This is a genomic window from Pantoea sp. GM_Pan_3, assembly GCF_026541045.1.
Taxonomy (GTDB): domain Bacteria; phylum Pseudomonadota; class Gammaproteobacteria; order Enterobacterales; family Enterobacteriaceae; genus Pantoea; species Pantoea anthophila.
The window spans coordinates 399,137-422,065 of record NZ_JALNVA010000001.1; the positions used below are offsets into that span (position 1 = coordinate 399,137).

The 22,929-nt window shown below is 54.9% G+C and carries 23 protein-coding genes and 1 pseudogene; 17 read left to right on the forward strand and 7 right to left on the reverse strand.

Translation table 11 applies throughout. The features are described from left to right. Positions 1-212 precede the first annotated feature (212 nt). On the reverse strand, positions 213-3,698 hold the full coding sequence (locus OXR04_RS01675) for a P-loop NTPase fold protein (protein ID WP_267371380.1): 3,486 nt from the start codon (positions 3,696-3,698) through the stop codon (positions 213-215). Between the two features lie 763 nt (positions 3,699-4,461). On the opposite strand from OXR04_RS01675, the pseudogene OXR04_RS01680 reads away from it, so the two are divergent. Together OXR04_RS01680 and OXR04_RS01685 are read left to right on the forward strand one after the other, a co-directional pair. After that, a pseudogene (locus tag OXR04_RS01680) lies at positions 4,462-4,624 on the forward strand (DNA (cytosine-5-)-methyltransferase); the annotation flags it as partial. Positions 4,625-4,748: 124 nt separating this feature from the next. Continuing rightward, entirely contained in the window at positions 4,749-6,350 is a 1,602-nt protein-coding gene (locus tag OXR04_RS01685) for a methyl-accepting chemotaxis protein (protein ID WP_267371378.1), read from the forward strand. Between the two features lie 430 nt (positions 6,351-6,780). On the opposite strand, the gene OXR04_RS01690 is transcribed toward OXR04_RS01685, so the two are convergent. After that, positions 6,781-7,053 carry a hypothetical protein gene (locus tag OXR04_RS01690; protein ID WP_111208184.1) on the reverse strand — a complete coding sequence of 91 codons (273 nt, stop codon included), beginning with the start codon at positions 7,051-7,053 and terminating at the stop codon, positions 6,781-6,783. After that, positions 7,031-7,561: a DUF2778 domain-containing protein gene (locus OXR04_RS01695; protein ID WP_267371375.1), complete on the reverse strand. Its 531-nt coding sequence runs from the start codon at positions 7,559-7,561 to the stop codon at positions 7,031-7,033. Before OXR04_RS01695 ends, OXR04_RS01690 begins: the two co-directional genes overlap by 23 nt. Before the next feature lie 486 nt (positions 7,562-8,047). On the opposite strand from OXR04_RS01695, the gene OXR04_RS01700 reads away from it, so the two are divergent. Continuing rightward, positions 8,048-8,449 (forward strand): hypothetical protein, encoded by a 402-nt coding sequence (locus tag OXR04_RS01700; RefSeq protein WP_058957643.1) that lies wholly within the window; start codon positions 8,048-8,050, stop codon positions 8,447-8,449. 247 nt (positions 8,450-8,696) lie between these two features. Here the strand turns inward: OXR04_RS01700 and OXR04_RS01705 are convergent, their stop codons facing one another. Next, positions 8,697-9,437 (reverse strand): SDR family oxidoreductase, encoded by a 741-nt coding sequence (locus tag OXR04_RS01705; RefSeq protein WP_267371371.1) that lies wholly within the window; start codon positions 9,435-9,437, stop codon positions 8,697-8,699. 382 nt (positions 9,438-9,819) lie between these two features. On the opposite strand from OXR04_RS01705, the gene OXR04_RS01710 reads away from it, so the two are divergent. Next, complete coding sequence (locus OXR04_RS01710) at positions 9,820-10,110, forward strand: Bor family protein (RefSeq protein WP_009089453.1); 291 nt, start codon at positions 9,820-9,822, stop codon at positions 10,108-10,110. Between the two features lie 130 nt (positions 10,111-10,240). Here OXR04_RS01710 and OXR04_RS01715 read toward each other — a convergent pair whose 3' ends face one another. The 3 genes from OXR04_RS01715 to OXR04_RS01725 form a co-directional block, all read right to left on the reverse strand. After that, positions 10,241-10,549 (reverse strand): chorismate mutase, encoded by a 309-nt coding sequence (locus OXR04_RS01715; protein ID WP_140925529.1) that lies wholly within the window; start codon positions 10,547-10,549, stop codon positions 10,241-10,243. Positions 10,550-10,671: 122 nt separating this feature from the next. Then, complete coding sequence (locus OXR04_RS01720; protein WP_267371365.1) at positions 10,672-11,487, reverse strand: hypothetical protein; 816 nt, start codon at positions 11,485-11,487, stop codon at positions 10,672-10,674. Positions 11,488-11,657: 170 nt separating this feature from the next. Further along, positions 11,658-12,533 carry a LysR substrate-binding domain-containing protein gene (locus tag OXR04_RS01725; protein WP_267371363.1) on the reverse strand — a complete coding sequence of 292 codons (876 nt, stop codon included), beginning with the start codon at positions 12,531-12,533 and terminating at the stop codon, positions 11,658-11,660. A 102-nt stretch (positions 12,534-12,635) separates the two neighbouring features. On the opposite strand from OXR04_RS01725, the gene OXR04_RS01730 reads away from it, so the two are divergent. The 13 genes from OXR04_RS01730 to phnD all read left to right on the forward strand — a co-directional run bounded on the left by OXR04_RS01730 (position 12,636) and on the right by phnD (position 22,890). Next, positions 12,636-13,340: an SDR family oxidoreductase gene (locus tag OXR04_RS01730; protein ID WP_058957649.1), complete on the forward strand. Its 705-nt coding sequence runs from the start codon at positions 12,636-12,638 to the stop codon at positions 13,338-13,340. Positions 13,341-13,474: 134 nt separating this feature from the next. After that, entirely contained in the window at positions 13,475-14,188 is a 714-nt protein-coding gene (gene phnF, locus OXR04_RS01735; RefSeq protein WP_009089462.1) for a phosphonate metabolism transcriptional regulator PhnF, read from the forward strand. Then, complete coding sequence (gene phnG, locus OXR04_RS01740) at positions 14,188-14,634, forward strand: phosphonate C-P lyase system protein PhnG (protein ID WP_111208189.1); 447 nt, start codon at positions 14,188-14,190, stop codon at positions 14,632-14,634. Before phnF ends, phnG begins: the two co-directional genes overlap by 1 nt. Further along, positions 14,634-15,209 (forward strand): phosphonate C-P lyase system protein PhnH, encoded by a 576-nt coding sequence (gene phnH / locus OXR04_RS01745; RefSeq protein WP_009089466.1) that lies wholly within the window; start codon positions 14,634-14,636, stop codon positions 15,207-15,209. The genes phnG and phnH overlap by 1 nt, the downstream gene beginning before the upstream one ends. Beyond that, positions 15,209-16,285 carry a carbon-phosphorus lyase complex subunit PhnI gene (locus tag OXR04_RS01750; protein WP_267371358.1) on the forward strand — a complete coding sequence of 359 codons (1,077 nt, stop codon included), beginning with the start codon at positions 15,209-15,211 and terminating at the stop codon, positions 16,283-16,285. Before phnH ends, OXR04_RS01750 begins: the two co-directional genes overlap by 1 nt. Beyond that, positions 16,278-17,126, forward strand: a complete 849-nt coding sequence (locus OXR04_RS01755) for an alpha-D-ribose 1-methylphosphonate 5-phosphate C-P-lyase PhnJ (RefSeq protein WP_267371356.1) — start codon at positions 16,278-16,280, stop codon at positions 17,124-17,126. The genes OXR04_RS01750 and OXR04_RS01755 overlap by 8 nt, the downstream gene beginning before the upstream one ends. Further along, complete coding sequence (gene phnK / locus OXR04_RS01760; protein ID WP_058957653.1) at positions 17,116-17,877, forward strand: phosphonate C-P lyase system protein PhnK; 762 nt, start codon at positions 17,116-17,118, stop codon at positions 17,875-17,877. The genes OXR04_RS01755 and phnK overlap by 11 nt, the downstream gene beginning before the upstream one ends. Then, positions 17,878-18,591: a phosphonate C-P lyase system protein PhnL gene (gene phnL / locus OXR04_RS01765; RefSeq protein ID WP_111208191.1), complete on the forward strand. Its 714-nt coding sequence runs from the start codon at positions 17,878-17,880 to the stop codon at positions 18,589-18,591. Further along, positions 18,588-19,724 (forward strand): alpha-D-ribose 1-methylphosphonate 5-triphosphate diphosphatase, encoded by a 1,137-nt coding sequence (phnM, locus tag OXR04_RS01770; RefSeq protein WP_267371352.1) that lies wholly within the window; start codon positions 18,588-18,590, stop codon positions 19,722-19,724. Before phnL ends, phnM begins: the two co-directional genes overlap by 4 nt. Then, positions 19,724-20,260, forward strand: a complete 537-nt coding sequence (gene phnN / locus OXR04_RS01775; protein WP_267371350.1) for a ribose 1,5-bisphosphokinase — start codon at positions 19,724-19,726, stop codon at positions 20,258-20,260. Before phnM ends, phnN begins: the two co-directional genes overlap by 1 nt. After that, positions 20,257-21,027 (forward strand): phosphonate metabolism protein PhnP, encoded by a 771-nt coding sequence (gene phnP, locus OXR04_RS01780; protein WP_267371347.1) that lies wholly within the window; start codon positions 20,257-20,259, stop codon positions 21,025-21,027. The genes phnN and phnP overlap by 4 nt, the downstream gene beginning before the upstream one ends. Before the next feature lie 79 nt (positions 21,028-21,106). Beyond that, positions 21,107-21,937 carry a phosphonate ABC transporter ATP-binding protein gene (gene phnC / locus OXR04_RS01785; RefSeq protein WP_009089482.1) on the forward strand — a complete coding sequence of 277 codons (831 nt, stop codon included), beginning with the start codon at positions 21,107-21,109 and terminating at the stop codon, positions 21,935-21,937. A 26-nt stretch (positions 21,938-21,963) separates the two neighbouring features. Then, positions 21,964-22,890, forward strand: a complete 927-nt coding sequence (gene phnD, locus OXR04_RS01790; protein ID WP_267371343.1) for a phosphonate ABC transporter substrate-binding protein — start codon at positions 21,964-21,966, stop codon at positions 22,888-22,890. Positions 22,891-22,929 lie beyond the last annotated feature (39 nt).

Genomic DNA, 22,929 nt, shown 5'->3' on the forward strand with positions numbered 1-22,929 from the left:
CTAGAGCGCCATTCAGGGGCCAGATGACATTGAAAGTAAGGTCAGTGTAGATTGGCGTCGTAAGTCCGGTGCATCAGGTTACAGACATATAAATCCTGCCATTCCACAGCCCTTCCCTGTGCAGCTCAATTTTCACATTGATGACCGCCTCTTCAGTTCTGCAGCATCTTCTTCAGGGGCCTGCCGAAATGCCCCGGATGCGAAAGTTAGTTTCAAACCCCATTCTTATTTTCTCCCGCATTTATATCATCCTGCTCCGGCGCCAGTACGGGAAGGCGGTTTCTGATGAAAGAAGAACGGCTGATAATATCCGGAAAATTCATCTGATTTTCGTTAATTACCTGACTTACTGTATCAGCTTCAGCCTTTGGCCAAGCGCTGAAAGTAAACTGCTGCGCATTAAGCCACGAACGTAATTTTTCATCGCCGGAAGCAAGACCAAACAGCGCCGCAATTGCGCGTCGTGAAGCTCTGCCTTCCGGTTCGGAAAAGTTGATAACATCATGAAAATCTTGAATTATTTTTATCCTCTTTTCTTTAAGCGTGTCCACTTCCATAAGAACATCGTGGAGCTCTTTAAGTATTTCAGACCGCTGCTCTTCTATAAGACATGACCATATTAACCTTACGTTGTTGTGGGTTTTAAGCTGTGTAAGATCAATATTCCGATACCAGTCCGCGAAGAAGCTGATACTTACGGTCATATGTACGTACTTTCCTGCTGATGCCATCCTGCGCAGAATGAGACTTCTGTTGCTTTCTATCGCTTTAAAGGCACCATAAAGCTGCTCCTTACTTGAAATAATGTCCTGGCTGATTATGTGGAGTCGCTCTTTGAATTTTTTAAATTGATTCTTAGAGAAAATATCCTCCAGAAAGTCCTCGCTTATCTTTGCTATATTTTTTTCATTTATGCCTTTGAGCAAGCCAATCTCGCGAGAAACAATTGGACTCATGCAATCCACATCACTTAATTCAGACTTGAGTATCGGGTAATAGGTGTTAACGTAATCAACCGTGTTGATATAACCCAAGTGATTCTCAATAAATAAAATCCTAATAGCTTCTTTTACATATGCTGATGACTGAGCATCTTTCAAAGCATCCAGTACAATACTAAAACTATTAACATAACGGAGATAATAAGAAAGGTATTTAATGTAACTTTCATTATGCTCAAAATCTTCAGCGTAACTTTCTATTTCTGAATAGTTCTTAGTGACTACCAAGTTTGCGACGAGGTGAGCAGCATATTCTTCAGGATAATTTTCCTTAATGAGAGTCTGTTTTTTCAAACTGGGTGTTATTTGACTGTCATACCACTCAGGGTTGAAAATAACATAGCGAAGATCTTCTATATCCTCGTTATCTCCGGAGTTGCGGAACAGTCCAAGCTTGCTAACTATATTTACAGGTAAGTTATCCCTTTCATTTTCAATTATATGTTCTACTGCCCTGCTTGACAGATCGAAAAAGCGGATGACGTCAGGGTTAAAAATTCCGTGAGACTCAGTCTCCAGTATGTGGCGAAGCATGTTTTCCTGCTCCTCTTCTGAAAGTTTAAGAGTACTGACATAGAGGTTGGGCAAATTTTCTTTTTCATTCAGCAGGTACATGGAATAAAGTTTACCACTTAAATCACTATCTATAAGTGCCAGAAGGTTTTCTTTAAATATTGCAGAATAGAGGTCTGCTTCTCTAAGAAGCTCCCTGATATAAACCTCATCATTTTCCGGCGTTTTCTGCAGTTTATTCAGTTCTGTGACGACATGATTTTTCTGCCGGACCATGAAATCTTCAGTACCGAGATAACCTTTTTCTTCTAGCAATTTGAGACTTTGGGTGAAAGACTCACGAAAATTTTCCCGCTCAGATAATGCATATATCGCATTGAGCCTAGCAACGGCACCGGTTAGCTCTTCTTTGATTCTGATTAATGTATCGTCGGAAAGTTTTATGGCAGTTTCCATCCAGTCATACATAGTAAAGCGCCCAGCACAGCGCTGCCAAGCATGAGAGAATCCGTACATACCTGTCAGTTTCTCAAGTGCTATAGCATCCTGTTTGTTAACCGCTTCGGTAAGCGGCAGATCAAACAGCTCAGTACGCGCAAGCTCTACCGATGCCTGGAAATGAATGCTCATCAGATATTCACTCCATCGATTCGTATCATTCATAAAGAGACGATTTAACTGAGCTTTTGTTGCCTGCAACTTATCTTCATACTCATTGGGCTGCATGTTGATAGGGTCATTTTCGTCGGATCTCAGTAGCGCCATTACGTCAGATTCGTTGTAGCGTACGAAAACTACATAAAGTGCAAGTAGAACATATTCCTCCGGAGCTTCTGCAGGCACTGTCATCAGAAGTATGTGGACGTCATTTACCAGTTTTTTTAGGAGCCTCGGCGTCATCCGGGGATACTCAACAGTACGCCAGCGTTCCAGTATCTGCATGGTCTCCGCGCAGGAGATATCAATCCGCTCATTCACGGTTTCTTTCCACATTTCGCGGAACGTGTCCTGCCATCCGGCAGTGATCAGAGGTGGAACTGTAAAGGTAACGGGGATGCGTTTGGAGATAAACTCCCGGCCGGTATGGCCCTCTAGCAGAAGAGATTTTGCAACATGACGAGCGGAATAAGGCACAATAATGCGGAACTGTCGGTGCGTTGTTCCCGCAATAAGCTCCATATCACTCCAGAGCTCTTTAACCTTGTCAGCGTTAATGCGGTCGAGGTTGTCAATAATGAGAATAAACTTTGCGTCAGTAGAAACAGATGAGCTACTGGTAAAACCTGCGAGCGCGTTCGTTAATTCAATAGTCCCTATTTCCCGGCTTATTAGCCACTTTTCAGTAATACTATCCGTACTGTTTTGCTTGAAGAGATCACCCACAGTCGTGACGTCCTCTAAATTACCCCGGGGTTTTGCATTAAGTTTTTGGCTCAACAAAATCCATAATAAAAGCACGAAAGAGGTCAGCGCCGCAATTATCTCAATGGCTATTACCAAACCTGATATCGCTCCCGAATTTTTGGCATTAGAATTGATATCTAGAATAAGATAGCTGACCACTTGGATAGAAAAAAGGCATAAAAGACCGAAGCTTACAGCCCACCAACTCTTTAGATTAAGCTTGGGGATAACTAAAAGCCATAATAAAAGCATGCCCGGTGAAAGCGCCAAAAATATTTCCAGATAAATTACCAATCCTGAAATTGTGCCCGGAATTTTGACATTAGCATTGATATCCAAAATAAGATACCTGACCATCTGCACTGAAAGCAAGCATAAAAGAATGAAGCTGACGGTCCACCAACTTAGTCTACTACTTACTCTTTTATCATATTTTACTATGTTCCCCAGTGCTGTGTTTTTGAGTTTATCAAGGTTGTCCTTATTAGCCCCTTTACTTTCGCTCAGGCCATCGTGAATGACTTCGATGAGTGCTTTTTTCGTATTACCGTAATGATAAATCTCTGCATCAAAGTCTATAAATGTGTATTCGGGAGACAGGGATTTTTTTAAAAAATGAATGATGGTCGATTTTCCGGATCCAAGTTCACCCTCCAGACCCAAAATATTAATTTCCTGTTCTTTAATTACCTCTGCCATCCTGTCTGCCACATTTTGGTGGCTGCCACCTTTGAACAGGTCGCTGTCTGCGGGCATTTCCTGCTGAAGTTTAAGTGCCACATGCTCTCCTTGTGCTTAACATTTTTGCTGGGGGATGACCTAAGGTCACTGAAAATAGGCTTTCATCAGAATCACTCACGTTTTCATCATAATGCTAAGGATGAGAATGTTCCTAGTGCCTTTTGAAGCAATGGCAGCATTTCCTTATTGTTAAATCCCACAGCTTCGAAAATGGTAAACTCGGATCTGTACTGATTAATCGCCTGGACGTGTGAAGTAGGTACGCAAAGAGGCGATTGCGGTCACAAGGCAGAAGGCATTGGAAGGTCCGCTTCTGGCACCAAGCGGACTGACATAGATAAGATCCGCTATGAACGAAAAGCGCACGTTAAAATCATGGCGATAGGGATGCTATGCCGTATCAGACATAACATCCCTTGGCCACCCCGTCGGAGACTTCTCAGCGCCTGTTTGCTGCCTGACGGCCGTTTCCGGCACCTTTCCCTGTCCGTATCCTGAAAAGACGTCCCTGATCATCCCGGCATGTTTGCATTACTACGCGGTAAGATCTGTTCTACGCGGATTAGCAAATGCACTGTTGGAAACATCCGCTTCTGTCTTGGACAGACCGTTGCGCCGCAACGGCCGCTATGAGCTTTTTGTGGTCATCACGCTCGTCTTTTTTACAGCTTTTACAGGCGTTACAACTTCAGTAAGTTTTTCGTCAGACCTGCCGGCTTTAAAGATCGCAACGGCCTGACGCAGAAGGAAAGCTTGTTCCTCAAGGGAAGCCGCCGCGCTGGCCGAATGTTCAGCCAGCGGACTGATGGGATTTGAGGCTCCGGAACAAAGCCCATTTCCGTATTGCGGTCTCGGATACTCAGACTTACAGGCAGTTTGGAAACGTCATGGTGGTTCCGGTTTTTACTGCTGTGGAGCAGCTACTTTTGCCGCGCATCGAACAACATCTTAGCCAAAAAAACTAGCGTCACAGGGCCATAATTTTTTTTAAGGCCGCGCATTATGCTGTTTTGCGCTGAATCGCGTCCGCTGTCACCAAATTGTCATGCCCACTCCCAATACTCTTTTTTATTTTTTTGGGATCGTTAGATGTCACTCCTTTCTGTAATCTCGTTACCGCTACGTTTACGCACGCATCTTACCTGGCGTATGCCGCTTTGGCTCACCAGCCTTCGCGGCCAGTTTTTGCTGTTTATCGTGCTGTTTTGTTTACTGCAGTTCGCAGGCGTACTGCTGCTCAGTAATCACGTTAATCAGACGCAAATTTCACTTGAGCAAGGCAATCAACTCCGGGAAAGGTTGGCCCTGCTGGATAAAGCACGTATCGAGTTGCTCACCGCCAGTGATAACAGCCACCGCGCCGGTATCTATTTAATGCAGGATCAGCAAAGCGGCTCGGTCGATAGCTGGAAAAGTCTGGCGGCCGCTTCCAGGGATTCGTTAACAAAAGCCCAGTCGCTGTTCACCGCCTACCATGCTAAAGCGGACAGCCCCCTGGCTCAGGACTTCGCGATGTTAGCGGAGGGTTTGCAAGAGCAGTTGAAAGGGTTAGCGGCCAATGACATTAATGCCTTTTTTATTGTGCCGATGCAGGCATTCCAGCAGCAGTTTAACGATGCCTGGTTCAGCGAGCTTGAACAGGCCAACCATCAGTTGAGCAGCGTGAATCAACTTACCCTCAGTACACTGAAGCAGAGCCGCAATATGTCGCTGATCGTCAGTGCCATTTTGATGGCGCTACTGGTGCTGGCCTCCAGCCTGCTGATGCGCGGCGTGCTATTGCCGCTTCGAAGAGCCAACCGACAGCTGGAACAGATTGCAACAGGCGACCTGGTACCGAACCATGACACGCCGGGTCGCCAGTGTTTAGAGACGCGCCAGCTGTTTCAGTCGATCGAATCGATGCGCTTCGGTCTGCAGCAGATTGTCAGTGACATTAATAATGTTGCGGTCAGCGTGGCGGCCGGTGCAGAAGATATGCAGCAGCATAACGAACAGTTCATGCAGCAACATCAGGCGCAGAATGCCAGCTTCCACTATCTGTCACAGCGTTTATACCGCGTGTCTGAAGAAGTCGAAATTGGTGCACAGCTCTCGCAGCAGGCCACACAGGAGGCGCAGTCAGCTGATGCTCTGATGCGCAATTGCGTCGCGGAAGTCGACAATATGGAACTCAAAATGCAACAGATCGTTGCTGCCTCGGGCGATATCGCCGGGATTGTCGCCATGCTGGATAGTCTGTCAATGCAAACCCGATTACTGTCGTTAAATGCCGCCATTGAATCCGCTCACGCCGGAACATACGGCCGCAGTTTCTCCGTTGTCGCCAAAGAGATGGGACTGCTGTCGCAAAAGAGTGGTGAATCAACACGTCAGATTGATGATTTAATTCAGCACACTCAGCAGCATGTGAATAATGGTTTTGACAAAGTTAAGGCGCTGGAAGTGCTGTTCACGAAAATCAGCGGCGCGGTTTCGGGGGTAGTAACACAGTTGGATGAGTTACAGCAAAATAGCATCGCGCAAAGTCATCGCGTCAGTAAAATTGCGCAAGAAGTGGTGGAGATGAGTAACCAGCTGCAGCAAAACGAAGCACTCAACGCCCATCAGGTCAATTCTGCTACGCAATTGCGTGAACTCTCTGATCGCCTCGCGCAGCGGGCACAGCAATTCCGCGTCGATGCAGCTTAAGTGCAGAGATAAAAAGCTCGTGAATGACGTAATACTTGTCAGTTAAGAGCTTAATGGGGGCCGCAACAGATAACGTTGCATTGTATCACTGCAGACCGGGTTCCAGCATTTACTCAGGGCAGTCGCATCACGCCTGAACAGTCAAAATGCTTTCGCTTCCACAGGCTATTTATCAGTAAGTGTCGCATATTGGCCGTGTTGACACTCGTATGGAGGTGCATCAGCTCAGACTTTAGCTGACAGGTTTTGTTGATTTGGCACAATTAATCAGTGAGGGGCTGTTGTGAGCGAAAAGCGGACGTCAAATGATAGCAGCAGGGACGTTCTGCCATAATAAATATAACAACCCGCTCGCGAACCCTTTTTGGTATTGCTTTTTCAGACAAAAGTGCAGGGCAGTATAAAACCGCCGTTTTTTACTGCAACCAGCCTATCCACGTTTTACTTTTTTAATTGCCATTTTAACTAACCAATATATGGCTAAAGCGTAAAACGCGATAACGATCAAAAGGGAAAAGAACGTAACCGGATCCGTACCAGCTTCGTATACGTCATCCTGATAACTGCTGAAAATTTGGTGAGAATGCTCAACGAGCCACGCCGTCAGCGGATAGAGTGGCATCCCGTAACGCGAAACCATAAAGGCTACAATAAAGCAGACGAAAAAAACCGCTGCTTTTCTAGCGAATTTTGCAGTTTGCAAAGTTACTTTCTCCCTGAACGTCAACATAGCCGTATGCCATCAGGCTGTTTCTCGAACTCGGCACGCGAATTTTTTTTCTCCGGAGCAGCGCCTGTCTTACCGTATAGAAATCAGTACGCCGTACGAAGGTGATACACCCTTCACTTTCTCCGGAGCCGTCTGGACGAAGAGGATGCAGGCGGAAACCGCCGCGGGCAACGCCATTGATGAAGATGGAATCACTCATCGTTTCCGAATTAAAGAGCGCAAACCACTCTGAATGATTTGAGCTGTTCCAGGTGTCGACGGCCCATCCTCTGATCCGGTTAGCGATACTGCCTTCAGGACGCGGAACAATCCAGTAGCGCCCGACCGGAATGGCACTTTTAGGCCTGTAGGTGCAGTTTGGGTCATTGGTATAGGGCTTTTGGCCGGAAAAGACCGGAAAGGTACCTACGCCGTAAACGTGCAGCTTTGCCTCGCCACCGCCCTTAGTCAGATCGTCGTAGCTCATTCTCATTAACTGCATTAAACGCTCCATGTAATTTATAAGGAAAGCCATTGAACCGGGCAATGCTACCATTCCTTCATAGAGAAGTTAACGGGCAGGCTGGCGCTTGACAGCCAGAGCTCTTCTGCGAGCCAGACAGCGTTATTTATCATAAGACTACTTGCCGCGCTCCGTCAGGGCGCCTCGGCGCAATCCTGAACACAAATACTCACGTCCGCTTCTGGTACAACGCGGAATTCGGCAGGCTAGTGTCCGCTGTGAGCGATCTGCGGACGTTAGCCGTAACTCTCACAACTGATGTTGAATGACTAGATTCGTAATGACTAAATCAAAGCGGGGAAGGTCACTGTCGCTCTGTCCGAGTAATCTTTTTTGACTACAAGTATATCTGATCATTAAAGTTGGCTGACCTCGTATTGTTTGGTGCATACTCACAACATAAATCTTAGGCTTTAGCTTAAACATTTCTAATAACGGTAATATTCATAAAAAATGGAGGTGTTCATGGGCTGGGAACTTCATATCGTAAGAACAGAAAATTGGTTTGATAGTGCAAATGAGCCAATTAAGAGTGAAGAATGGCTTCAACTTGTTGATAGTGATGAAGAATTATCAATAGATAAAAAGAATGGTGATTTCTTTGCTACATGGAATGTCCATCAGCCACATGATGAACCCTGGCTTGAATGGTGTGATGGGCGGATTTACACTAAGCAGCCCTGTGAGGCTCTATATTGTAAAATGTTGCAGATAGCGAGCAAGCTCGATGCTTTCGTTGTCGATGATGACGATCGCAAATATTTATTACCGAGTGATTTGAGAAATCCATCCTGGGCTAGTTTATCGGCTGACACTGTAAAGAAGAGTTCTTTATGGCGTAAATTAATTTCAAAGTTATTTTCATAATAATTAAAGCTTAGCGGCATTAATAAATGCGTAAAGGTTCGATTACTTACTCAGTTTTTCTATTAATATTTTATGCTGTTTGTAGATGTACAAGTTGTATCTTTCAGTTGACCTGCGAATCATAATTAGCATATCTCAATGTCCGCTTTTGGCACAAAGCGGACATTGTGCAGGCCAATGTCCTCTATGGGCAAAAAGCGGACATTATTCGGTTGATTTCAACTAATTTCCTGAAACCCGCTAACAATCAGTAATGAATCAGCCCGCCATCTACAGCATACTGGCTGCCAGTAACGTAGGATGCGTCATCGGATAGCAGGAAAAGCGCAACTGCAGCGGCCTCTTCTGCTGTTCCTGCGCGGCCCAAAGGAACCTGGCTTAACACAAACTCTTCGAACTGCTGACGCGACGTCTCTGGCATAAAATGCCTGAAGTTAGTTTCAATCGGACCCGGCACCAACGTGTTGGCGCGAATACCGCGTTCAGCCAGCGCAGATGCCCAACTTTTGACCATGGCAATAACGGCACCTTTCGTCGCTGCATACAGGCTCGTCATTGCCGCACCTTCATATGCCGATGAGGATGACGTTACCAGAACGGATGCGCCGGAATTAAGCGATTTGGAAAGCGCGGCCAGCTGTAGCATCGGACCGCGCACATTAGCATTCATCATATGATTGAAAGAGTCTGTAGTGACAGATTCCGGAGAGCCTACCTCTGCAAAGCCAGCATTTAGCCATAATCCATCAAGTGAACCCCAGCCTCTGATAGCTTCCCCCAGTCCGTTTATGTCAGCTTCGCTTGCAGCATCACTTTTCAGAATAAGCGATGTCGCAGGAAGTAAGCCGCGTGCACGTTCAAGCCTTTCTTCATTAAGCCCTGTAATGGCTACGTGGCCACCTTCAGTAACAATACGCTGAGCGCCTGCCAGCCCGATGCCACTGGTGCCGCCCGTGATCAGTATACGTTTACCCTGAAATCTACCCATGCTTACTTCCTTTATTTAGCTGCGGAATCAGCATTTACCTTACGTAATAAAAACACTATCAGTCATCTGTTTCATTACGTAACCATGGGAATGACAGGATTGCTGCGTGGACGCCCGCTTCTGGCACGAAGGGACTTATGAACAAGCCAGTGTCCGTTATAAGCGAAAAGAGCACATTTGTGGCTGTTATTACACTTAGATAATTTGCTTGCATAGGCTTGTATTCATTTACAGGGAGCATGTCACTGCGGCGAGCGACAAGCACAGTCCGCATTCAAAAATATTTCTAATGTTTCTGCTTTCGCTGTCGATAACCTGATGGCTGGCTGAGTGATGATTTCACTCAGCATTTATTTGTACATTTCAAACGATAAGGATATTTATGAACAAGCTTTGTGTTGCGGCGCTGTTGGCTCTGAGTTTAACCGGCTGTGCGCAGCAGACTTTCGTAATGAAACAGAATCAGGTTGGCGCGGCGACGAAAACCACCAGCCAGCCGTTCTTTGTTTCAGGTATCGGTCAGCGTAAGAGCATTGATGCGGCGCAGGTGTGCGGCGGCCAGGAAAAAGTCAGTCGGGTTGAAGTGCAGCAGACGTTTGTTAATGGCTTACTGAGCGTGGTGACGTTTGGTATCTACACGCCACGTGAAGCGCGCGTTTATTGCGCCATCTGATCATGCCTGAGGCCGGTTCGCCGGCCTCATTCTGCGCCTTTCATTAAATGATCAAGCTGCTGATAGCTGTCGCCATGTTCGCCCCATCAGACAGCCTCTGTCCCGGTAATGACACGAACGCACAAAGAGGTTAATTCACCGGGTCAGGTGGGTTGTCGCCGATCTGCGCATGGTGCGCAAGTTCATACTCTATGAACGCCTCAATCATGCTCCTGTACACCTTCGCAATAATGACCTCAGGAAGTCCTTTCTCCGCCGCGAGTCGGCAGACTTTATCAATGACCTGCTGCACCCGGTCTGGCGCGCGTACTGCGGCGTGATCGGCTTTGAACGTTGCCGCAGCTTTCACACATTCAGCACGCTGAGCAATCATGCTCACCAGCTGAACATCGATCCGATCAATCTCTTTTCTGACCTCTTCAAGTGTGGCGAACATCATTTCTGTACCTGTGAACTAGTACGATAGTTCGCAAAGATACAGCATGTGTCGGCTGAAAACCAGCGGCAACGGGAAAAGGTAAGCCTGTCAGGCTTACCCCTCATTACCCGGCTCAGGCCACGTTACTGCGTCAGCGAGAAGCCCGCGTCAAAATGGTTTGCCTTGTTATTGAACTGCTCGATGCGGGTTGCCAGCTGTGAAATATGGTCATAGCTGATGCGTTTGAAAAAGTCATTATCACCGCTGTTGTGCACCAGCTGCGTGAAGGCGGATAACCAGCCGGCGCTGCTCGCTGTGGTGTCAGTGATGCTGAGCATGGCATCCCGTTCTTTCTGCGTCGCATGCTCACCGTGACTGATGCTATCCAGCTGTTGCTCAAACTGCGTGACGCCTGCCGTGTCGCCGTACTGGCGGGCGATATCCAGTGAGCGCTGGGTCAGATCCTGCAGGACAGCATCCTGCGCAGAGGCCTTATCTGACACAAACTTTTCCACTTCACGGTAACTCTCAGCCTGCTGATCCGCAGGAACAAATCGCTCAACCAGTTTATTTAACATGCCCTGGGTGACGGCCAGATCCATTGAAAGGGTTGTGGAGTTACCGGAGCCGGTATAGGAGTGCAGGGCATCGGAAATCAGTCCGGACATATCGGTTTTAGAAAGAGAGGAGTGGGACTGTAAAGCGGAAAACCAGGTGTCGATATCGTTGGTAATGCCGTTCATCGTGCTGCTGTTTTTTTCGATAGTGCTGTTGCGTATCTGAATCACTTCTTTCAGGTTTTTATCTATTGCCTCCTTGCTGAGCTGTGTGGTCGAAGAAGGGGCATCTGCAATCAGCCTGTTTACCGTCTCCCGGGCAAGCGGAATAGTTTTGGGCATACTCTCCTGCTTGCTGAAAACGTCACTCTCTTTAAACCCGTTATCGATTGAGCTAATCATTACTCTCTCCATGTTGTGTGAAAGAAGCCTGATAATAATATCGGGTGTTCATAAGAAAACTTGACGCTTAACGGACAGAAGAGGGAAGCAGATTTCATCTGTTCAGTCAGTGATTATCTGTGATCAACGGATAATCAGAAGGTTAACGCGTTTAAGTGGCGATGCGCGGTTCAGGGACATTCGCCGAGATGATCCAGGCACCATTCCCACACCGCCTGCGCAGCCCTGCCAGGCAGATCCATGCGTTTGCGCACCAGATAATAGTCACCTGCGCTATCGCCCGCGTCAGCCACCACGACCAGCCGACCCGCTTTGATATCGGCCTGCACAAAAGCCCGGCTCGTCAGCGCCACGCCCTGTCCGGCCATCGCGGCATCCAGTGCAAGGGTGGTCTGGTTAAAGCGGGCGCCGGGCAGCTTTCCCTCCTGCTGCAGGAAGCGTGGCCAGCCGTCATGCGCGTCATGCAATAGCGGAAGCGACGCAATCTGACGGGCGGTCAGCGGCAGGCTGAGCCCCTCCAGAAGATGTGGGCTGGCAACGGCGATCAGATGCTGACGAAACAGCAGCGCGCTCTCCAGAGTCGCGGGCAGGGCGGTTCGTGACAGCCGCACCGCGATATCTACCTGGTCACGGGAAAAATCGGACAGGGCCTCGGTGGCGACGGTGCGCAACTCAATGTCAGGAAGATCTGCCTGAAGCTGGCCCAGCCGGGGGATCAGCAGTCTGGCGGCGACGGTCGGCGTCACGCTGATCGTCACCACATCCGGGCGCGCCAGCAATCGGTCCGTTGATTCGACCAGCATATCAAACGCGCGCGTCACGTCTGCAAGCCAGGCTGCCCCCTGCGGCGTCAGCGAAAGCCCGCGCGCAAGCCGGTTGAACAGGCGGATGCCCAGATGATCTTCCAGTGCGCGAATCTGCTGCGCAACGGCCCCCTGCGTGACGCCCAGCTCCGCCGCCGCCGCCCGGAAACTCAGCTTCCGGCCAGCGGCTTCAAACGCCCGCAGGGCATTCAGTGAGGGCAGACCGCGACGTGAGAGTGGCATAGTTATCCTGTAGTTTTTCTACATGCTCAGAGGTTTATTTATCGCGCGATAATACACCGCTTTCCTGCGAAGATGCGTTTTTCACAGCAAAAGGAGCAAAAGATGACCGCAGAAAAAGTCGCCATCATTACGGCTGGTGGATCGGGCATGGGCGCAGCCGCCGCGCGCAGGCTGGCGGATGAGGGATACCGCGTCGCAATCTTATCCTCTTCCGGTAAGGGCGAGGCGCTGGCGCGGCAGCTGGGGGGGATCGGTGTGACGGGTTCCAATCAGTCACAGGCGGATGTGCAGCAGCTGGTAGAGCAGGTCATGCAGCGCTGGGGACGGATTGACGGCCTGGTCAACTCGGCGGGTCATGGCCCACGAGCCGACATTCCCGATCTGACGGATGACGCGTGGCAGACAGGCATGGAGGTCTATTTCCTCAGCGCCGTGCGCATGGCGCGTCTGGTGGCACCGATCATGGCAGCTCAGGGTGGCGGGGCCATCGTCAATATCTCTTCGGCGTGGACCTTTGAGCCGACAGAGATGTTCCCGACCTCCGCCGTGTTTCGCGCCGGTCTCGCCAGCTTCACCAGACTCTTTGCCGATCGCTATGCCGCGGACAACGTCCGGATGAACAACGTGCTGCCCGGCTGGATTGACTCGCTGCCCGCCACCGACGAACGCCGCCAGAGCGTGCCGATGAAACGCTACGGCAAGGCTGAAGAGGTGGCCGCCACGATCGCCTTTCTGCTGTCCGAAGGTGCCGCCTACATCACCGGCCAGAATATCCGGATTGATGGGGGACTGACCCGCAGCGTCTGACACGCCATTCCCACGTTCACCGCACCTTCACCCCGCCGTCACGCTGCTGTCATCTGAAGCCGTCAAGGTAACGCCATCCCGCAGTGATTTTTTCACTGCGTTCCCACTCCGTAACCCGTGAGGATTTCATCGTGATGGAGTTATCCAGACATCCGACCACTGTCTACCAGGCGGTTGCCGCGCAGCTGGAGCAGGCGCTGAAAGAGCGTTACCGCTGCGGCGACTATCTGCCTTCCGAACAACAGCTGGCCGACCACTACGAAGTGAATCGCCACACGCTGCGCCGGGCCGTCGATGAGCTGGTGCAGAAAGGGCTGCTGCAACGCCGGCACGGCGTGGGCATCCTGGTGCTGATGCGCCCGTATGACTATCCGCTGCATGCCCAGGCGCGATTCAGTCAGAACCTGCTGGAGCAGGGAAGTCACCCGACCAGCGAACGGCTGCTGGCGGTGCTGCGTCCGGCCAGCAGTGACGTGGCCAGTGCGCTGGGCGTGAAAGAGGGCGACAACGTCATTCATCTGCGCACCCTGCGCCGCGCCAACGGCGTGCCGCTCTGCCTGATTAACCACTTCCTCGCCGACCTCAGCTGGTGGCCGCAGCTTCAGCGCTTTAACAGTGGCTCGCTGCACGACTTTCTGGTGGAGCACACCGGCAAACAGCTGGTGCGCACCCAGACCCGCATCAGCACCCGCCGGGCGCAGGCGAAGGAGTGCCGTCAGCTCGATATCGCACTCCATGCGCCGCTGCTCTGTGTGCGGACCCTGAACAAAACCGCAGATGGTGCGCTGGCAGAATACTCCGTCAGCCTGACCCGCGGTGACATGATCGAACTGACTCTGGAGCACTGATGGAACAGCAAACGGATCGCCAGCGCTGGCTGTCGGTGCTGGCACACAGCAACGCCGCGCGGCTTGAAGCGCACTGGCAGGCGCTGAATCTTCACCCCGAGTTTACCCTGATCCGCCCGGCCGAAATCGGCATGACGCGGCTGCAGGCGCGAATGGGGGCCACCGGGAAACGCTTTGTGATGGGGGATGCCACGGTGACCCGCGCCGTGGTGCAGCTGAGCGACGGCACCCTGGGATACAGCTACCTGTTAGGACGCGACAAGGCGCACGCCGAGCGCTGCGCCCTGCTGGATGCACTGTTGCAGCAGCCGGAAACCCGGCCGCTGCTGGAAGAGAAGATTATTACCCCGCTGGCGGCGTGGCGTGAAGAGCAGCGACAGCTGCGCGCGCGCGAAATCGCCAGCAGCAAAGTGGATTTCTTTACGCTGGTTCGCGGAGATAACTGATGACTTTACTGGCAAGTTTTAACCACCCTGTTGCGGACGCGCAGCGCGCCTTTCGCCGCATCCTGAAGGCGATGAGTGAGCCGGGCGTGATGGTCTCGCTGCCGCTGCAGCAGGGCTGGGGTGCGCTCTCGCCGGCGGCCACGGCGCTGCTGCTGACGCTGGTCGATCAGGAGAGTCCGGTCTGGCTGGATGCGAAAATCGACAACGAACAGCTGCGCAACAATCTGCGCTTCCATACCGGCGCGCCGATCACCACCCGGCAGGATGCGCCTTTTGCCCTGAGCCATGCGGCGGCGCAGCCCGACCCGACGGCGTTTGCGGCGGGGGATAACCTGTCACCGGAAAAAAGCACCACGCTGATTATCGAAGTGCCCTCGCTGAATGGCGGTCTGACGCTGCGACTCTCCGGCCCCGGCCTGCGCGAAACCCGCGCCATTGCGCCGCAGCTGCCGGAGAGCGTGCTGGACTATCTGCGCACCCGGCCGCATCCGTTTCCGCAGGGCGTGGATCTCATCTTCACCTGCGGCGAAGCGATCATGGCCGTGCCGCGTACCACCGTTGTGGAGGTGTGCTGATGTATGTCGCGGTAAAAGGGGGTGAAAAAGCGATTACGCATGCCCACCAGCTGCAGGCCGATCTGCGCCGTGGCGATCGGGCCGTGGCTGAACTCGGCTGCGATCAGCTGGCGCAGCAGCTGGGTCTGGCGGTGGATCGGGTGATGACCGAAGGGGGGATTTACGATCCGGAACTGGCGGCGCTGGCGATTAAGCAGGCCAGCGGCGATCTGGTCGAGGCAATTTTTCTGCTGCGCGCCTATCGCACCACGCTGCCACGGCTGGCGGAGAGTCGCCCGCTGGCGACCGGGACGATGCGTATCGAACGCCGCATTTCGGCGGTCTATAAAGATCTGCCGGGCGGCCAGGTGCTTGGCCCTACCTGTGACTACAGCCACCGTCTGCTCGACTTCACGCTGCTGGCTAATGGCGAAACGCCTGCCGCGCCGCGGGATGATCGGCCGGTCGCGGAAAGCTGCCCGCACATGTTCAGCATGATGAGCCGCGAAGGGCTGGCGGCTGCGGAGGAGGATGACGGCAGTGAGCCGACCGATATCACCCGCGAACCGATGGCGTTTCCCGCCTCGCGCGCGGCACGGCTGCAACAGCTGGTGCGCGGCGACGAAGGCTTTCTGCTGGCGCTCGGCTACTCGACGCAGCGGGGCTATGGGCGCACCCACCCGTTTGCCGGGGAGATCCGCACCGGCTATGTCAGCGTCAGCATCTGTCCCGAAGAGCTGGGCTTTGAACTGGATATTGGGGAAGTGCTGCTGACCGAGTGTGAGATGGTCAACGGCGTGGCCCACCGCGAAGATACCGCGCCGCACTTTACCCGGGGTTACGGGCTGGTGTTTGGCCGGGCGGAACGCAAGGCGATTGCGATGGCGCTGGTGGACCGGGCGCTGCAAAGCCGCGAACAGCAGGAGCGCGTCACCAGCCCGGCGCAGGATGAGGAGTTTGTGCTGTCGCACGCCGACAACGTGGAAGCGGCAGGCTTCGTCTCCCATCTCAAGCTGCCGCACTACGTCGATTTCCAGGCGGAGCTGGCGCTGCTCAAACAGCTGCAGGATGACTATCAGGAGCGCAACCATGGCTGAACTCACGGGTTACAACAACGGTTATCTCGATGAGCAGACAAAACGCACTATTCGTCGCGCTATCCTGAAAGCGGTGGCGATCCCCGGCTATCAGGTGCCGTTTGCCGGGCGCGAGATGCCGATGCCTTACGGCTGGGGCACCGGCGGCATCCAGATCACCGCCAGTGTGATTGGCGATCAGGATGTGCTTAAGGTGATCGACCAGGGGGCTGATGACACCACCAATGCGGTGTCGATCCGCCACTTCTTTCAGCGGGTCAGCGGTGCGGCCACCACCGAACGCACCAGCGATGCCACGCTGATCCAGACGCGTCACCGCATCCCGGAAACGCCGCTGGAGGAGGATCAGATCCTGATTTTCCAGGTGCCGATCCCGGAGCCGCTGCGTTTTATCGAACCGCGCGAAACCGAAACCCGCCTCCTGCATGCGCTGGAGGAGTACGGCATCATGCAGGTGAAACTCTATGAAGATATCGCCCGCTATGGCCATATCGCCACGACTTATGCTTACCCGGTCAGGGTCAATGGCCGCTACGTGATGGACCCGTCACCCATCCCCAAATTCGACAACCCGAAAATGGACATGATGCCCGCGCTGCAGCTGTTTGGTGCCGGGCGTGAAAAGCGCATCTACGCGCTGCCGCCTTACACCCGCGTCGAAAGCCTCGATTTCGACGATCACCCGTTTACCGTGCAGCAGTGGGATGAACCCTGCGCGTTGTGCGGCTCGCGCTACAGCTATCTCGATGAGGTGGTGATGGACGATCAGGGCACGCGGATGTTTGTCTGCTCCGACACCGACTTTTGCCACCAGCAGCAGGAACAGCAACATGCACAGTGAACAGCCGCTGCTTGCGGTCAGCCAGCTCACCCATCTTTATGCGCCGGGCAAAGGGTTTGAGCAGGTCAGCTTTGATCTCTATCCCGGCGAGGTGCTGGGCATCGTCGGCGAGTCCGGCTCCGGTAAAACCACACTCCTGCACAGCCTCTCGGCACGCCTCGCACCGCAGCAGGGCACGCTTCTCTATCAGGGGCGCAACCTCTGGCAGATGAGTGAAAGCGAGCGCCGTCACCTGCTGCGCACCGAGTGGGGCGTGGTGCATCAGCATCCGATGGACGGCCTGCGTCCGCAGGTCAGCGCGGGCGGCAACATCGGCGAACGGCTGATGGCGACCGGCGCGCGGCACTATGGCGACATCCGCGCAACGGCGAGCCGCTGGCTGCAGGCGGTGGAGATTGACCCCGGCCGCATCGACGATCTGCCCACCACCTTTTCCGGCGGCATGCAGCAGCGTCTGCAGATCGCCCGCAACCTGGTGACGCAGCCACAGCTGCTGTTTATGGATGAGCCGACCGGCGGACTGGACGTCTCGGTGCAGGCACGCCTGCTGGATCTGCTGCGCACCCTGGTGCGGGAGCTGAACCTGGCGGTGGTGATCGTCACCCACGATCTCGGCGTGGCGCGCCTGCTGGCACATCGCCTGCTGGTGATGAAACAGGGGCGGGTGGTGGAGAGCGGTCTGACCGACCGGGTGCTTGACGATCCTCATCATCCTTACACACAACTGCTGGTCTCTTCGGTGCTCAATTAAATGACGACTATCAATCCGCGTCTGCAGGTCGGAAACCTGTGTAAAACCTTTGTGCTGCACAACCAGAACGGCGCGGCGCTGCCGGTGCTGCACAACGCCAGCCTGACGGTGGGCGAGGGCGAATGCGTGGTACTGCACGGTCACTCGGGCAGCGGCAAATCGACCCTGCTGCGCACGCTTTACGGTAACTATCAGCCCGACAGCGGCTATATCCGGGTCGCACATCAGGGGGAATGGGTCGATATGGCGCAGGCCCCGGCGCGGCAGATTATCGCGCTGCGCCGCGACACGCTGGGCTGGGTGAGTCAGTTTCTGCGGGTTATCCCGCGCGTGCCGACGCTGGAGATTGTGATGCAGCCACTGCTGGAGCGCGGCGTCGACCGCCGGTTCTGCGAAGCGCGCGCCGCCGACCTGCTGAGCCGGCTCAACGTGCCGCAGCGCCTCTGGTCGCTGGCACCGTCCACCTTCTCCGGCGGAGAGCAGCAGCGGGTGAACATTGCGCGCGGCTTTATCGCTGACTATCCGGTGCTGCTGCTGGATGAACCCACCGCCTCCCTCGACAGCGTCAACAGCGCGGCGGTGGTGAGTCTGATTGAAGAGGCGCGCGCCCGGGGTGCCGCCATCGTTGGCATTTTTCACGATCGGGCGGTGCGCGAGCAGGTGGCCGATCGGCTGCATCTGATGCACCCCATTGAGACAGGAGCGCAGGCATGATCATCAACAATGTCAGACTGGTGCTGGAAAATGAGGTCATCAGCGGGTCGCTGGAGTTCCGCGATGAGCGTATCAGCAGCTTCAGCGAAACCCGCAGCCAGCAGCCGGGCGCGCTGGACGGCGAGGGGGCCTGGCTGCTGCCGGGGCTGGTGGAACTGCACACCGATAACCTCGACAAGTTTTTCACCCCGCGACCCAAAGTGGACTGGCCTGCGCATTCGGCGATGAGCAGCCACGATGCGCTGATGGTCTCCAGCGGCATTACCACGGTGCTGGACGCCATTGGCGTCGGCGATGTGCGCGACGGCGGTCACCGTCTGGAGAATCTCAGCAGGATGATCGACGCCATCCGCGACAGCAACCGCAAAGGGCTGAACCGCGCCGAGCATCTGCTGCATCTGCGCTGTGAACTGCCGCACCCGACCACCGCGCCGCTGTTTGAGGCGCTGATGGGCACGCCGGAACTGGCGCTGGTCTCGCTGATGGATCATTCGCCGGGGCAGCGGCAGTATGCGTCGCTGACAAAATATCGCGAATATTACCAGGGCAAATACCAGCTGAATGACGCGGAGATGGATCAGTTTGAGCACGAGCAGCTCACGCTGGCGGCGGCCTGGTCGCAGCCCAATCGTCAGGCGATCGCCGGACTCTGCCGGGAACATGGCATCGCCATTGCCAGCCACGATGATGCCACCGCCGCGCATGTGGAGGAGTCCCATGCGGCGGGCAGCCGCATCGCCGAATTTCCCACCACCCTGGAGGCGGCACGCGCCTCGCGCTATCGCAACATGCAGGTGCTGATGGGGGCGCCCAACATCGTGCGCGGCGGCTCGCACTCCGGCAATGTCGCCGCCTGGGAGCTGGCGTCTCACGGCCTGCTGAACATTCTCTCCTCCGATTACTACCCGGCCAGCCTGCTGGATGCGGCGTTCCGGCTGGCTGAGGATGAGCGCAACAGCCTCGGCACGGCGCAGGCAATCGCGCTGGTCACCTGCAATCCGGCCCGCGCGCTGGGGCTTGAGGATCGCGGGGTGATCGCCGAAGGGTGTCGCGCCGATCTGGTGCTGGCGCACACCGCACACGGCTACCCGCATGTGCGCCACGTCTGGAGCAAAGGCCGGCAGGTCTACTGATGGCGCGGCTGATCTGGCTCACCGGTCCCTCTGGCTCAGGCAAGGATAGCCTGCTGGATGCGCTGCGGGCGGCACCTCCGCCGCGCCTGCTGATCGCCCATCGCTATATCACCCGCGCAGCGGATGCGGGCGGTGAAAACCACGTGGCGCTGACCGAGGCGGAGTTCGCCCGCCGCGCGGCGCTGGGGCTGTTCGCGGTGAGCTGGCAGGCGCACGGTTTCAGCTATGGCATTGGCTGTGAGACGGAGCAGTGGCTGCTGCGCGGACAGAACGTGGTGGTCAACGGGTCGCGGCTGCATCTGGCGCAGGCGCAGTCCCGCTTTGGTCCGCAGCTGCTGCCGGTCTGCCTGCAGGTCACGCCAGCGGTGCTGGCGGCGCGCCTGCGCCAGCGCGGACGGGAAGATGAGGCGGCAATCGCCCGGCGACTGGCGCGGGCCGCCCAGCCGCAGCCCGATGGCTGCCTGATCCTTAACAACGATGGCGCACTGGCAGAGACCGTCCGGCAGCTGCGTCAGATAGTGGAGGCGGCGCAATGAAACTCACTTTTCTCGGCACCGGTGGGGTGACTGCCGCGCCGCTGCCGGGCTGCGACTGCCGTGCCTGCCAGCGGGCGCAGCGCCATAGCGATTACGCCCGTGCGCCCTGCTGTGCGCTGATTGAGACCGGGCGCGAGCGCATCCTGCTGGATGCCGGCCTGCCACTGCTGGCGTCGCGCTTTCCGCCCGGATCGCTGACGCGTATTCTGCTCACCCACTACCACATGGACCATGTGCAGGGACTGTTTGCGCTGCGCTGGGGGCGGGGGGCACCGATTCCGGTCTGGGGGCCGCCCGACCCGCGCGGCTGTGACGATCTCTATAAACACCCCGGCCTGCTCGACTTTCGTCCCGCCTTAACCCCGTTTGTGGCACACGCCTTTGGCGAGTTACAGGTGACGCCGCTGCCGCTTCAGCACTCAAAGCTGACGCACGGCTATCTGTTCGACTGGCACGGTCACCGGCTCGCCTGGCTGTGTGACACCTGCGGGCTGCCCCCCGACACCGCCGACTTTCTGCGTGGTCAGCCGCTGGATCAGCTGGTGATCGACTGCAACGACCCGCCGTCTGCCAGACCGCGCAACCACAACGATGTCACCCAGGCCCTGGCCATTGTGGCGCTGCTGCGGCCGCGCCAGAGCTGGCTGACCCATCTCAGTCATGAGATGGATAACTGGCTGGCGGAAAATCCGCTGCCGGAGGGGGTGCAGGCTGCGCGTGACGGCCAGACGCTGCTGTGCGGCGCGCACTGGCCTGTCACAGTTTGATCATCTGACTGTCATCCCGCTTTCATCGTGCCACGCCTTAATAACCGGCAGAACGCAATCAGAGATGACGGAGAACAGCATGGCACAGGCACTTCTGAAAACGGTGGTCGACCACGATCGGCCCCCGGTCAGTTTCAGCGGACAAAAAGTGTTGTCGGTGCAGGGATTGAGCAAAACCTACGGTGATACGCCGGTGCTGGATCGGGTCAGTTTCGATCTCCATGCCGGTGAGCTGGTGGCGGTGATCGGCCGCTCCGGCGCCGGGAAATCGACGCTGCTGCATATGCTTAACGGCACCATCAGCGCGACGGCGGGGGCGATTATCAGCCTGCATAAAGGGGAAGCCGAGCGTAACGTGGTCACCCTCAACAGCCGCCAGATGCGGGAATGGCGCAGTCAGTGCGGCATGATCTTTCAGGATTTCTGCCTGGTACCGCGCCTCGACGTGCTGACCAATGTGCTGCTGGGCCGCCTGAGCCAGACCAGCACGCTGAAATCCTTTTTTAAAATCTTCTCCGACCACGACCGGGCGCACGCTATCGAACTGCTGCAGTGGATGAACATGCTGCCGCAGGCGCTGCAGCGGGCAGAGAATCTCTCCGGCGGACAGATGCAGCGGGTGGCGATCTGCCGGGCGCTGATGCAGAACCCCAGAATTCTTCTGGCCGATGAGCCGGTGGCGTCACTCGATCCGAAAAACACGACGCGCATCATGGATGTGCTGCGTCAGGTCAGCGAGCAGGGCATCAGCGTGATGGTCAACCTGCACTCCATTGAGCTGGTGAAACGCTACTGCACCCGGGTGATTGGCATCCAGCGCGGCGTGGTGCTGTTTGACGGCCATCCTTCCCGACTGACTGACAGCCTGCTGCAACAGCTGTACGGCGATGAACTTAACCAGATCCATTAACTTCCACAGCAAGAGAACAACTCCGAATGAAACTGACTTCTTTAGCACTACTGATCGGCGTTATGGCGTCGGGTGTCAGCGCAGCGGATGCGCCAAAACAGCTGAATCTGGGGATTCTGGGCGGTCAGAACGCCACCCAGCAGATTGGTGATAATCAGTGCGTGAAGACCTTCTTTGATAAAGAGCTGGGTGTGGATACTCAGATGCGCAACGCCTCTGACTATTCGGGCGTGATTCAGGGACTGCTGGGCGGCAAAATCGATATGGTGCTGAGCATGTCACCCGCCTCTTTCGCCTCGGTCTACCTGCAGGACCCGAAAGCGGTGGAGGTGGTCGGCATCGTGGTGGATGACAAAGACAACTCACGTGGCTACCACTCAGTGGTGATTGTCAAAGCGGACAGCCCCTACAAAAAGCTGGAAGACCTGAAGGGGAAATCGTTCGGCATGGCCGATCCGGACTCGACCTCCGGCTTCCTGATGCCAAATCAGGCGTTTAAGAAGATGTTCGGCGGCTCGGTGGATGACAAATATAACAACACCTTCTCCAGCGTCACCTTCTCCGGCGGCCATGAGCAGGACATTCTGGGCGTGCTGAACAACCAGTTTGACGGCGCGGTCACCTGGACCTCGCTGGTGGGGGACTATAACAGCGGCTACACCTCGGGCGCGTTTGGTCGCCTCATCCGCATGGATCACCCCGACCTGATGAAGCAGATCCGCATCATCTGGCAGTCGCCGCTGATCCCCAACGGTCCGGTACTGGTCAGCAACAAACTGCCTGCTGACTTCAAAGCAAAAGTGGTGGCGGCGATTAAAAAGCTGGATAAAGACGATCACGACTGCTTTATGAAAGCGGTGGGCGGTAAGCAGCATATCGGCCCGGCCACCGTTGCCGACTATCAGAGCATTATCGATATGAAGCGCGACCTGATGAAAGGCAGCCGCGGCTGACGAACCTTCCTGACTTTCCCGCCTTGCGGGGAGAGCGGG